Genomic DNA, 12,116 nt, shown 5'->3' on the forward strand with positions numbered 1-12,116 from the left:
CCTCAATGGGGTTGGTCCACGGCGTAGTCACGCAGCTGGCGGCTTCTTAGCAGGTACCAGAGTGCCCAGAGGCTGGCGATGAGCACCAGGGCGGTGGGCCAGCTGAATGACCACTGCTGCACGTTGAGGCTGTGCAGCTGCATCACCAGGCCGCTCGCGGTGGAGCAGAGCAGCAGGGCGCGGCTGTGGCGTCTGAGCCAGGCGCGCGGGCTTCGGGTCTGGCGATAGGTGCCACCGCAGGCGAGCAGGGCCAGCATGGCGGGCACGTCGGTCAGCAGGCTGAGGTAGAGGGTGATCCTGTCCGGGTAGAAGAGGGTCAGGATGGCGCTGCCGCTCTCGCGAGTGACACCGGCCATCAGGAAGAGCCAGACCGAGCGGGTCAGCAGCAGGGCGATGGGCCAGAACCAGATCGGCGGGCGCAGCTGGCCGTGATCGTCGTAGCGGTGTTCGGGATAGAGGGTCATGATTGCCCGGTCTTCGCCTGGGTGGTGCAAGTGTTGGGAAGGATATGGGGCGGGAGCGGGCCCTTTGCAAGGCGTGGGGAGAGAGGGGAATTAATCGGGGGGCCTAGCCCCCCAATCCGGATATCTGTTGCGGTCGTTACAGCCAGCCCCTGCGCTTGAAGAAGAGGCCGGTACCGAGGGAGGACATCACCATCAGCACCAGGGAGAGAGGGTAGCCGTACTCCCAGGCGAGCTCCGGCATGCGGCCGAAGTTCATGCCGTAGATGCTGGCGATAAGGGTCGGCGGCAGGAAGATGACGGCGGCTACCGAGAAGATCTTGATCACCTTGTTCTGCTCCAGGTTGGTTACCCCCATGGAGGCCTCCAGCTGGAAGTTGATCTTGTCGAACAGGAACTGGGTGTGGGGCAGCAGGGACTCCACGTCGTGCAGCATCTCGTCGATCCACTTGTTCTGCTCGCTCGTCATGCGCTGGCGCAGGCTGCGTTTGAGGAAACGCAGGGCGCGGCGGGTATCGTGCAGGGAGAGGCGGATCTGGCCGTTGGCCTCTTCCTGGGCCATCAACTCCTTGAGCATGGGGTTGATCTGGTCCGGCTCGAAGATCTGATCGGCGGTGTTTTCCAGCGTCTTGTACCCATCCTCGATAAGGTCGGAGAGGTATTCGACCTTGAGATTCTGCACCTCCAGCAGGATGTCCAGGGCATCTTCGACTTCCAGCCTGTCCTGGCGCATGTAGTGGCGCAGCAGGCGCACCAGACCGATGTCATCCTCGCGGATGCTGATCAGCAGGTTGTTGCGCAGGGTAAAGGAGACGTGGACACCCTTGGTGTCGCGGCCGATGCGCTGGGGGAACAGGGAGTGAATGTGCAGACCGTCGGTGTCCCAGTAGAAACGGGCGGACGCCTCGATGTCATCCAGCTCTTCCTTGTCGGGGACCTCTTCCAGGAACAGGCCCGTCAACCATTCTCGCTCCGCTGTATCCGGCTTGTAGGCGTCCAGCCAGACGGTGTTGTCGGGGACGATGTCGTCCGGCCCGAGCGTGACTATGTCCAGCACCTTGTTGTTGAGAATGTAGGCGGTGATCATCTGTCCCCCCTTAAGAAGTCATGGGTAATCAGGGATGGTTGCACAGGTTCATGCGGCCTTAGATCGCACGGAAAGCGATCCCATGAAATAGCATAACGAGGCCGATGGACAACCTGAATGCGGCGAACTATACAGGGGCGGGCCTCGCTTGTCAGGGCCTATTCATCGGGGGTTCAGCCTGTTTGCTCAAAAAAACGGCGAGGTCGGAGCAGCGGATCCGGCCCCGAAAGCGCGGATCTTTCCCTCGCTTTTCTCCACTTCCCTGGCCGCCACCATCAGCCTGCGGCGTGGTTGGGTCCCAACCCTGCGACGGAGCCGGGCGCCAGCCCGGTGCCATGCCTCCTCGATATGGTGGGCACGTCTCCGTGCCCGCATTCGTACCATTACATATTGGGGTAGTTGGGGCCGGAGCCTCCCTGGGGTGGGGTCCAGACGATGTTCCGGGGCTGCGCATGCTTGACAGGGCCGACCCCCTGCTGCCTCAGGCCGGCCCAGTGCTTTTACATATTGGGGTAGTTGGGGCCCGAGCCGCCCTGGGGCGGGTTCCAGACGATGTTCTGGCTGGGATCCTTGATGTCGCAGGTCTTGCAGTGAATGCAGTTGGCGGCGTTGATCTGCAGCCTTGGCCGCGTCTCCCCATCCAGGATCTCGAACACCCCGGCCGGACAGTAGCGCTGGGCGGGTTCGGCCCAGGTGGGCAGGTTGACCTCGACCGGAATGCGCGCGTCCTGGAGTGTGAGGTGGCAGGGTTGATCCTCGTCGTGGCTGGTGTTGGCCAGATAGACCGAAGAGAGCTTGTCAAAGCTGAGCCGCCCGTCCGGCTTGGGATAGTCGATGGGCTCGCAGCGGCTTGCCATGCGCAGCTGGCGATAGTCCGGCTCCCGATCCTTCAGGGTGAAGGGGGAGGTGCGGGCAAAGAGGCGCTGCTCCAGCCAGTTGAAGGCACCGCCGAGCCAGGGGCCGAAGCGGTGCAGGGCGGCGCCGAAGTTGCGGGCAGCCTTCAGCTCGCTCGCGAGCCAGCTCTGGTGCAGCGCGTCGTTGAATTCGGCCAGATCCCGTCCCCCCTCGTCCCCGCCGCGCAATGCCATGGCGACCGTGCTCGCCGCCAGCATGCCGGACTTCATGGCGGTGTGGATCCCCTTGATGCGGGAGAAATCCAGGGTGCCGGCGTCGCAGCCGATGAGCAGGCCGCCGGGGAAGTGCATGCGCGGCAGGGAGTGCCAGCCCCCCTTGGCGATGGCGCGGGCCCCGTAGCTGATGCGCTCGCCCCCCTGCAGGGTCTGGGCGATCAGGGGGTGATGCTTGAGGCGCTGGAACTCGTCAAAGGGGCTGAGCCAGGGATTCTGATAGTTGAGGTCGACGATGAGGCCGACTGCCACCTGATCCTCCGCCAGGTGGTAAAGATAGAAGCCTCCCTGGCTCTTGTTGCCCCTATTCTCTCCCAGGGGCCAGCCGCTGCCGTGCAGCACCCGGCCGGGGTGGGACTGGCCGGCAGGCACCTGCCACAGCTCCTTGAACCCGATGGCGTAGTGCTGGGGCTGGATGGCGCTCTCCAGGTCGAACCGGGCGATCAGCTGCTTGCCGAGGTGGCCGCGGGCCCCCTCGGCAAACAGGGTGTAGCGACCATATAGCGCCATGCCGGGCACGTGATCCGGCTTGGGGTTGCCCTCCTTGTCGAGGCCAAGATCGCCGGTCACCACCCCTCGTATCCTGTTCGCTTCCACGATCAGCTCGCTCGCGGCGAAACCCGGGTAGATTTCGACGCCGAGGGCCTCGGCCTGCTTGCCGAGCCAGCGACAGAGGTTGCCGAGACTGATGATATGGCTGCCGTCGTTGTGCATGCGCGGCGGCACCGCCCAGTGGGGCAGTTGCAGGGCGCGGCTGTCGCTTTGCAGCAGGTGGACCTGATCATCCGTTACTGGCACGCCGAGGGGCGCCTCCTGCCAGCTGTCCGGCAGCAGCTCCTTGAGGGCGACGGGGTCGAGCAGGGCGCCGGAGAGCAGGTGGGCGCCGATCTCGGCCCCCTTCTCCAGCAGGCAGACCGAGAGGGCCGGGGCCTGCTGCTTCAATGCGATGGCGGCGCTCAGGCCTGCCGGGCCGCCACCGACGATGACGACATCAAATTCCATTGCTTCGCGTTCCATCTTGCCTCTGCGCTCGACTTGGCCTAGGGTAGTGCTGGTAGTTTACGTAAACGTAAACCATTTTGTCAGCAGAAAAGTGAGTGGTGACAAAGTGGACCCACACAACAGGTACGAGGGATGACCGCCATGAAGCTGCTGGTCGCAGTCAAACGGGTCGTTGATTACAACGTCAGGATCCGGGTCAAGGGCGATGGCTCCGATGTGGAGCTCGCCAACGTGAAGATGGGCATCAACCCGTTTTGTGAAATCGCGGTGGAGGAGGGGGTCAGGCTGCGGGAAGCCGGGGTGGCGAGCGAGCTGGTGGTGGTGACCTTCGGCCCCGAGGCCGCGGCCGAGCAGCTGCGCCACGCCCTGGCGCTGGGGGCGGATCGGGCGCTGCACTATATCACCGACGAAACCCTGACTCCGCTCACCGTGGCCCGGGCCCTGCAAACGGTGTGCGGGCAGGAGCAGCCCGATCTGGTGCTGCTCGGCAAGCAGTCCATCGATTCTGACAACAACCAGGTGGGGCAGATGCTCGCGGCCCTCAATGACTGGCCCCTCGCCACCTTCGCCTCCGCCGTCAGGCTGGTGGAGGGGGAGTTGCAGGTGACTCGCGAGATAGACGGCGGCCTCGAGACCCTCGGCATGGCACTGCCCGCCGTGGTGACCGTGGACCTGCGCCTCAACGAGCCGCGCTTTGCCTCGCTCCCCAACATCATGAAGGCCAAACGCAAGCCGCTGGAGAGCCAGCCGTTTGTGGCCCTCGGGGTCGAGCCGGCCGGCCAGACCCGGCTGCTCGGGGTGATGGCCCCGCCGGTGCGCCGGGCCGGCATCAAGGTCGGCTCGGTGGACGAGCTGCTGGACAAGCTCAAGCACGAAGCCGGGGTGATCTGATGGGCACGGGCTGGAAGAGGAAGCTCTCCACAGGGAACGCCGCCTTGGGCGAAACAAGGACCCTGAGAGGGACAGGATCAATGGATGACATTAAGGTGCTGCCATGAGCGTACTCGTGATTGCGGAACATCATCAGGGGCGGATCGCCGACAACTTGGCCCAGCTGGTTACGGCGGCGGGTCTGCTGGGGGGCGAGGTGCATGTCTTGCTGCTGGGGCAGGGGCTGACGGAGGCCGGGGAGCAGGCCGCCTCCCTCGAGGGGGTGAGCCGGGTGCTCCTGGCCGAACACCCCATGCTCGCGGAAGAGTTGAACGACGGGGTCGACAAGCTGCTGGTCAGCGTGGTGCAGGACTACCGGCACTGCCTGATGGCGGCCAGCAGCCAGGGCAAGGATCTGTTGCCACGGGTGGCGGCCAGGCTCGGGGTGGAGATGATCGCCGAGGTGACCGGCATCGAGGGGCCAGACACCTTCCTGCGCCCCATCTATGCGGGCAACGCCATTGCACGGGTGGCGAGCTCGGCCCCCATCAAGGTGCTCACCGTGCGGTCCACCGCCTTCACCAAGGCGGCGTCCGGCAGCACACAGGCACAGATAGAGCGGCTGCCGGTGAGCGAGGTGGCGTGTCGCACCCGGCTCATCGAGCGGCGTGCGGTGCGCTCGGCACGGCCCGACCTCGCGGCGGCCCGGGTGGTGGTCTCCGGCGGACGGGCGCTCGGTTCCAGGGAGCAGTTTGCCCTGATTGACGCCCTGGCCGATAAGCTGGGGGCCGCCGTCGGCGCGTCCCGGGCGGCGGTGGATGCGGGTTTCGTGGCCAACGATCTGCAGGTGGGGCAGACCGGCAAGGTGGTGGCACCCGAGCTCTACATCGCGGTGGGCATCTCGGGCGCCATCCAGCATCTGGCGGGCATGAAGGAGTCCAAGGTGATCGTCGCCATCAACAAGGACGCCGAGGCGCCCATCTTCCAGGTGGCAGACTACGGCCTGGTGGGGGATCTCTTCACCCTGCTGCCTGAACTCACCGCCAAGCTGTAAATTTGCTACAAAGGGGCGAAGAAAGCCGTCCGTGCTGTCTCGCCCCCGTTTCCATGCATATTCTCTGCAAGCCCTGACCCGTTCAGGGCTTTTGTCTGAATGGTGCCCGGTGGCACCGGGGCAAAAGCTTGCGCCAGATCCCAAAAAGCCTTTGCCCCCACGGGGGCCTGTCGTGTAAAAACGTTCGAGTCATCGATCACACTCATCCACTCACGGAAAGCGTCATGAGCAAACAGATTTACAACTTCTGCGCCGGCCCCGCCATGTTGCCGGTTGAAGTCATGGAGCGCGCCCAGCGCGAATTTTGTAATTTCCAGGGGCTGGGAGCCTCGGTCATGGAGCTGTCCCACCGCGGCAAGCCCTATATGGCGGTCGCCGAGAAGGCCGAAGCCGATCTGCGGGATCTGCTGGCGGTGCCGGACAACTACAAGGTGCTCTTCATGCACGGTGGCGGCCGCGGCCAGTTCTCCGCCGTGCCCATGAACCTGCTGGGTGGCGCCAACAAGAAGGCCGATTACCTTGTGACCGGCGTCTGGGCCCAGAGCGCTGTGGATGAGGCGCAGAAATATGGTGATATCCAGACTTATCAAGGGGTTGCCAAGAACGAGCAGGGGGTCTCCCACCTGCTGTCGACCCCGGCGTTTCGCGCCGACGCGGCCTATGTGCACTACTGCCCGAACGAAACCATCGACGGCATCGAGATGTTCGACATCCCGGCCACTGGCGACGTGCCTTTGGTGGCGGATCTCTCCTCCACCATCCTCTCCCGTCCCCTCGACGTGAGCCGCTTCGGCATCCTCTATGCGGGCGCCCAGAAGAACATCGGCCCCTCGGGCCTGGCCATCGCCATCGTGCGCGACGACCTGCTGAACCAGGCTCGTGCCGACGTGCCGTCGATCTTCGACTACCAGCTCACCGCCAAGCACGACTCCATGTTCAACACGCCGCCCACCTACGCCTGGTATCTGGCCGGCCTGGTGTTCGAGTGGCTGAAAGAGCAGGGGGGCCTGGCGGCCATGGAAGCGCGCAACAAGGAGAAGGCCGACTTCCTCTACGGCTACCTCGATCAGTCCAGCTTCTATGGCAACAAGGTGGACGCGGCCTGCCGCTCCCGCATGAACGTGCCGTTCCAGTTGAAGAACGAGGCCCTGGACAAGCTGTTCCTGGCCGAGTCGGAAGCGGCTGGCCTGCTGGCGCTCAAGGGGCACCGCATCGTCGGCGGCATGCGTGCCAGCCTCTACAACGCCATGCCCCTGGAAGGGGTCAAGGCCCTGGTCAGCTTCATGGATGAGTTTGCCAAACGCCACGGTTGAGGCGTGTCTCCCCATTGCCAGACGCCGGGGACTCCCCGGCGTCTGTTTTTCAGGCCTATCCTGACCCCGGCGTCCGGGTCCCGCAGTTGTGCCACCGCCGAACTTGCCGTGCGGGGCGCGGGCTGTTAACGTCCGGTCAGGTGATTTACTTGAGATCGTACAGGAAGTCTATGAATTCGTTGCGTTTGGAACCCATTTCTAGCGTGGCCGGGGTAGTCAATCTGCCTGGCTCCAAGAGTGTCTCTAACCGGGCCCTGCTGCTGGCCGCCCTGGCGCGCGGCACCACCCGGCTGACCAACCTGCTCGACAGCGATGACATCCGCCACATGCTGGCGGCGCTGACCCAGCTCGGCGTGAAGTACAAGCTCTCCGCCGACAAGACCGAGTGCACCGTGCACGGCCTGGGTCGCAGCTTCGCGGTGAAAGAGCCGGTCAACCTGTTCCTCGGCAACGCCGGCACCGCCATGCGCCCCCTCTGCGCTGCCCTTTGCCTGGGCTCGGGCGAGTACACCCTGGGCGGCGAGCCGCGCATGGAAGAGCGCCCCATCGGCCATCTGGTGGATGCCCTGCGCGAAGCGGGTGCCCATATCCAGTATCTGAAGAAAGACGGCTATCCGCCCCTGGTGGTGGATGCCAAGGGGCTCTGGGGTGGTGACGTGCACGTGGACGGCTCCGTCTCCAGCCAGTTCCTGACGGCGTTTTTGATGGCAGCCCCCATGGCGGCCGGCGACACCCGCATCCACATCAAGGGTGAGCTGGTCTCCAAGCCCTACATCGACATCACCCTGCACATCATGAAGCAGTTCGGGGTGGTCATCGAGCACGACGACTACAAGGTGTTCTACATCAAGGGCAACCAGACCTATGTCAGCCCGGGCGACTTCCTGGTGGAAGGGGATGCCTCCAGCGCCTCCTACTTCCTCGCGGCGGGGGCCATCAAGGGCAAGGTGCGGGTCACCGGCATCGGCAAGCACAGCATCCAGGGGGACATCCACTTCGCCGACGTGCTGGAGAAGATGGGCGCCCGCATCACCTGGGGTGACGACTTCATCGAGGCGGAGCAGGGGCCGCTCAAGGGCATCGACATGGACATGAACCACATCCCGGATGCGGCCATGACCATCGCCACCACGGCGCTGTTTGCCAAGGGGACCACCTCCATTCGCAACATCTACAACTGGCGCGTGAAGGAGACCGACCGCCTGCACGCCATGGCGACCGAGCTGCGCAAGCTGGGTGTGGAGGTGGAGGAGGGGCACGACTTCATCACCGTCACCCCGCCAGAGCAGCTCAAGCATGCGGCCATCGACACCTACAACGATCACCGCATCGCCATGTGCTTCTCCCTGGTGGCGCTGTCGGACACCCCGGTCACCATCAATGATCCGGGTTGTACCTCCAAGACCTTCCCGGACTACTTCGACAAACTGGCCAGTATCAGCCAGGCCGTTTAAGCCCGTCGGGCCCGCCTTGGTGCGGGCCTTTTCGTTTCTGCTCCCTGCCTCCTTCCGACCGCTTAGCAGCATTGTTTAAACTTGCAAGGTCGCGTAACAAAATTCTTTTAATGAGGATGTAATTTTCTATTTACACCGTCCCGGCAGAGGGCTAGATTGGGATCTCTTCATCGCAGTCATCTAGCAGGAAACTTGGTCATGCAGCATCAAACCGACGACGTACGTATCAGTGAAATCAAAGAGTTATTGCCCCCGGTTGCGGTGCTTGAGAAGTTTCCGGCGACCGAGACCGCATCAAATACCGTGTTTGAATCCCGTCAGGCCATTCACAACATCCTGGCCGGTGAGGATCAGCGCCTGCTGGTGGTGATCGGCCCCTGCTCCATCCACGATCCGGTTGCCGCCCTGGAATACGGCAAGCGCCTCAAGGTGCTGCGCGACGAGCTGAAAGATCAGCTGGAGATAGTGATGCGGGTCTACTTCGAGAAGCCGCGCACCACGGTGGGCTGGAAGGGGCTCATCAACGACCCTTACCTCGACAACAGCTGCCAGATCAACGACGGCCTGCGCCTGGGGCGCAAGCTCCTGCTGGATCTCAATGACATGGGGCTGCCGACCGCCTCCGAATTCCTCGACATGATCACCCCGCAATATGTGGCGGATCTGATGAGCTGGGGGGCCATCGGCGCCCGCACTACCGAGTCCCAGGTACACCGCGAGCTGGCCTCCGGTCTCTCCTGCCCGGTGGGCTTCAAGAACGGCACCGATGGCACCATCAAGGTGGCCATCGATGCCATCGGCGCCGCCAGCGCACCGCACCACTTCCTGTCGGTGACCAAGTACGGTCACTCCGCCATCGTCTCGACCGCCGGCAACCCGGATTGTCACATCATCCTGCGCGGCGGCCGCGAGCCGAACTACAGCGCCGCCCACGTGGGTGAGGTGGTGAAGGGGCTGGAGAAGGCCGGTCTGCCCCAGAAGGTGATGATCGACTTCAGCCACGCCAACAGCAGCAAGCAGTTCAAGAACCAGATGCTGGTGGCCGAGGATGTGGCCGGTCAGCTGCGCGCCGGCAGCAAGGCGGTGTTCGGCGTCATGGTAGAGAGCCACCTGGTGGAAGGGCGTCAGGATCTGGTGGACGGGTGCGAACTCACCTTCGGTCAGAGCATCACCGATGCCTGCATCGGCTGGGCCGATACCGAAGTGTTGCTGCGCAACCTGGCCGATGCGGTGGCCACCCGCAACGCACTCTGAGCCTATGGGCGGTGCGCCCAGGCAATGAACACAATAAAAAAGCGCGACCCGGGGTCGCGCTTTTTGTTGGCTCTTGAAGAGGGGGCTTACTTGGCCCGCTCCTGGTGGCCACGCAGGCGGATGTTGATCATCTCCACCACCAGCGAGAAGGCCATGGCGAAGTAGATGTAACCCTTCGGAATGTGCAGATCCAGCCCCTCGGCCATGAGGGCAACCCCGACCAGAATGAGGAAGGAGAGGGCCAGCATCTTGATGGTGGGGTGGGTGTCGACGAAATCGCCGATCGCCTTGGCGGCAAACATCATGACGCCCACGGCGATGACGATGGCCAGCACCATGACGGGCACGTGATCCGCCATGCCGACCGCGGTGATGACGGAGTCCAGGCTGAAGATGATGTCGAGGATGGCGATCTGCAGCAGGGTCGACAGGAAGCCGGCGGTCTTGCTCACCGTGCTCTGCTCATCGGCGGCCCCTTCCAGGCTCTGGTGGATTTCGTGGGTACTCTTGGCGATGAGGAACAGGCCCCCCACCAGCAGGATCAGGTCCCGTCCCGAGATGGCTTCCCCCAGCACGCTGAACAGCGGCTCGGTGAGGCGCATCACCCAGGCGAGCGACAGCAGCAGCAGGATGCGGGTACCCATGGCGAGGCCGAGTCCCAGGATGCGCGCCTTCTGGCGTTGTGCTTCCGGCAGTCGCCCCACCAGGATGGAGATGAAGATGATGTTGTCGATACCCAGCACGATCTCGAGCAGGGTCAGGGTGGCGAGCGCGACCCAGGCGGAGGGGTCCGCAATCCATTCCAGCATGATTGAACCTTGGTTGAACATTGGTTGAGGTTGAAGTCGCGCATTTTAGCAGGGGGTCATGGCTTGTCCCAGTGGCGGGAAAAGATAAAAATGGCGACCGGTCAACGGGAGGACAACATGTTTCGATTAGGGCTTATCATCAACCCCATCGCCGGTATCGGCGGGGCCGTCGGTCTCAAGGGCAGCGACGGCAGGGTGGCCGAAGCGCTGGCACGAGGGGCCGTGGCCAGGTCTCGGGAGCGGGCCCGTCAGGCGCTGGCGCCCCTGTGCGAGCTGACCACGCCGTTCGAGCTGCTGACGGTGGCCGGGGAGATGGGGGCCGACCTTGCCGCCGAGCTGGCGCTGCCCCACCGCATCGTTCATCAACCCGCCGCAGTGCAGACGAGCGCCGAGGACACCCGTGCCGCCGCCCTGGCCCTGCGCGATGCCGGGGTGGATCTGCTGCTCTTTGCCGGCGGCGACGGCACAGCCCGTGACATCTGCGCCGCCGTGGGGGAGTCCTGCCACGTGCTCGGCATTCCGGCGGGGTGCAAGATCCACTCCGGGGTCTACGGGGTGACGCCGGCGGCGAGCGGCCGGGTGGCGGCCAGGATGATCGCCGGCGAGCTCCTGAGCCTGGTGGATGCGGAGGTGATGGACATCGACGAAGAGGCGTTTCGGGCAGGCAAGGTCCGTGCCCGCCATTACGGCCAGCTCCTGGTGCCCGGGGATCTGCGCTATGTACAGGCGGTCAAGCAGGGGGGCAAGGAGTCCGAGGAGCTGGTGCTGGCGGATCTCGCCGCCGGCGTGGTGGAGCAGATGGAACCCGATACCCTCTACCTGATGGGGTCGGGGAGCACGGTGGCGGCCTGCATGGCGGAGCTCGGTCTCGAAAATACATTGCTCGGTGTGGATCTGGTGGAAAATGGCCGGCTTATCGGGCAGGATCTGTCCGCCGCCGAGATCCTGACCCGGATCCGCGGCCGTCGCTGCCGGCTGATCATCACCCTGATCGGCGGTCAGGGACATCTGTTCGGGCGCGGAAATCAGCAATTGAGTCCAGACGTGATCCGGGCCGTCGGGCGAGAGCATATCCAGGTGCTCGCCACCAAGACCAAGCTGGCGGCACTAGAAGGCCGTCCACTGCTGGTGGATACCGACGATCCTGCACTGAACCGGTCGTTAAGTGGTTATCTGCGCATAACCACGGGATACAAGGACCAGGTCATCTACCCGGTGGCCAACCCGGAATAGGACATCAAGGATGCGGCTGGCCTGGCGCCAGAGAGCCGCGATCAACCGGATCGCGGTTCCACTCCCCCGAATTTTTTGCCGGCAACCCCGGAAATGAGGCTGCGTTAAATGACGATTCACGATTTTGAACACAAGTTGTTGGGACTGATCGACGCCATGGTCGCCACGGCCAGCGAAGACGAACTGTTTGCGGGCGGCTATCTGCGTGGCCATATCTCGCTGGCGGTCGCCCGGGCCGAGCTGGAGGGCAAGACCCTGGTGCGGGACGTGAAGAGCTATGTGCTGCGCAGCCTGAACGAGGCCATCCTGCAGGGAGAGCTCTCGGAGCAGGACGAGGCCCTGGTGCAGGAGATGTGGAAGCGTCTGCAGCAAGAGGCGGAAGCTTGATCCCATTCGCAGTTCAAACACAAGTTTAAGTATTCTGCTTCCCTGAGTGTTATCAAAAGGTTAAT

General features: G+C 63.8%; 11 protein-coding genes. 7 read left to right on the forward strand and 4 right to left on the reverse strand.

What is annotated here, in order from left to right:
• Positions 1 to 2: 2 nt before the first annotated feature.
• From BN1136_RS09450 to BN1136_RS09460, 3 genes are all read right to left on the reverse strand, one after another.
• The gene (locus BN1136_RS09450) at positions 3 to 464 is read right to left on the reverse strand and encodes a DUF2919 domain-containing protein (RefSeq protein ID WP_043761192.1); all 462 of its coding nucleotides are present in this window, start codon (positions 462 to 464) and stop codon (positions 3 to 5) included.
• Positions 465 to 600: 136 nt separating this feature from the next.
• Complete coding sequence (corA, locus tag BN1136_RS09455) at positions 601 to 1,548, reverse strand: magnesium/cobalt transporter CorA (RefSeq protein ID WP_043761189.1); 948 nt, start codon at positions 1,546 to 1,548, stop codon at positions 601 to 603.
• Between the two features lie 500 nt (positions 1,549 to 2,048).
• Positions 2,049 to 3,692 (reverse strand): electron transfer flavoprotein-ubiquinone oxidoreductase, encoded by a 1,644-nt coding sequence (locus BN1136_RS09460; protein ID WP_043761187.1) that lies wholly within the window; start codon positions 3,690 to 3,692, stop codon positions 2,049 to 2,051.
• 126 nt (positions 3,693 to 3,818) lie between these two features.
• Between BN1136_RS09460 and BN1136_RS09465 the strand changes: the two genes are divergently transcribed.
• The 5 genes from BN1136_RS09465 (at position 3,819) to aroG (ending at position 9,622) form a co-directional block, all read left to right on the forward strand.
• A complete protein-coding gene (locus BN1136_RS09465) occupies positions 3,819 to 4,568 on the forward strand; it encodes an electron transfer flavoprotein subunit beta/FixA family protein (protein WP_043761422.1) in 750 nt (249 codons plus the stop codon).
• A 103-nt stretch (positions 4,569 to 4,671) separates the two neighbouring features.
• Entirely contained in the window at positions 4,672 to 5,601 is a 930-nt protein-coding gene (locus tag BN1136_RS09470) for an electron transfer flavoprotein subunit alpha/FixB family protein (RefSeq protein ID WP_043761184.1), read from the forward strand.
• A gap of 224 nt (positions 5,602 to 5,825) precedes the next feature.
• Positions 5,826 to 6,914: a 3-phosphoserine/phosphohydroxythreonine transaminase gene (gene serC, locus BN1136_RS09475; protein ID WP_043761181.1), complete on the forward strand. Its 1,089-nt coding sequence runs from the start codon at positions 5,826 to 5,828 to the stop codon at positions 6,912 to 6,914.
• A 170-nt stretch (positions 6,915 to 7,084) separates the two neighbouring features.
• On the forward strand, positions 7,085 to 8,368 hold the full coding sequence (gene aroA / locus BN1136_RS09480; protein ID WP_043761179.1) for a 3-phosphoshikimate 1-carboxyvinyltransferase: 1,284 nt from the start codon (positions 7,085 to 7,087) through the stop codon (positions 8,366 to 8,368).
• Positions 8,369 to 8,566: 198 nt separating this feature from the next.
• Positions 8,567 to 9,622 (forward strand): 3-deoxy-7-phosphoheptulonate synthase AroG, encoded by a 1,056-nt coding sequence (gene aroG, locus BN1136_RS09485; protein WP_043761177.1) that lies wholly within the window; start codon positions 8,567 to 8,569, stop codon positions 9,620 to 9,622.
• Positions 9,623 to 9,708: 86 nt separating this feature from the next.
• Here aroG and BN1136_RS09490 read toward each other — a convergent pair whose 3' ends face one another.
• Entirely contained in the window at positions 9,709 to 10,431 is a 723-nt protein-coding gene (locus BN1136_RS09490) for a TerC family protein (protein WP_043761175.1), read from the reverse strand.
• 117 nt (positions 10,432 to 10,548) lie between these two features.
• Here BN1136_RS09490 and BN1136_RS09495 point away from each other — a divergent pair, with 117 nt between their 5' ends.
• A complete protein-coding gene (locus BN1136_RS09495) occupies positions 10,549 to 11,664 on the forward strand; it encodes an ATP-NAD kinase family protein (RefSeq protein WP_043808425.1) in 1,116 nt (371 codons plus the stop codon).
• A gap of 108 nt (positions 11,665 to 11,772) precedes the next feature.
• Positions 11,773 to 12,051, forward strand: a complete 279-nt coding sequence (locus BN1136_RS09500) for a YfcL family protein (protein ID WP_043761173.1) — start codon at positions 11,773 to 11,775, stop codon at positions 12,049 to 12,051.
• Positions 12,052 to 12,116 lie beyond the last annotated feature (65 nt).

The sequence above is a fragment of the Aeromonas taiwanensis genome (assembly GCF_000820165.1).
Taxonomy (GTDB): domain Bacteria; phylum Pseudomonadota; class Gammaproteobacteria; order Enterobacterales; family Aeromonadaceae; genus Aeromonas; species Aeromonas taiwanensis.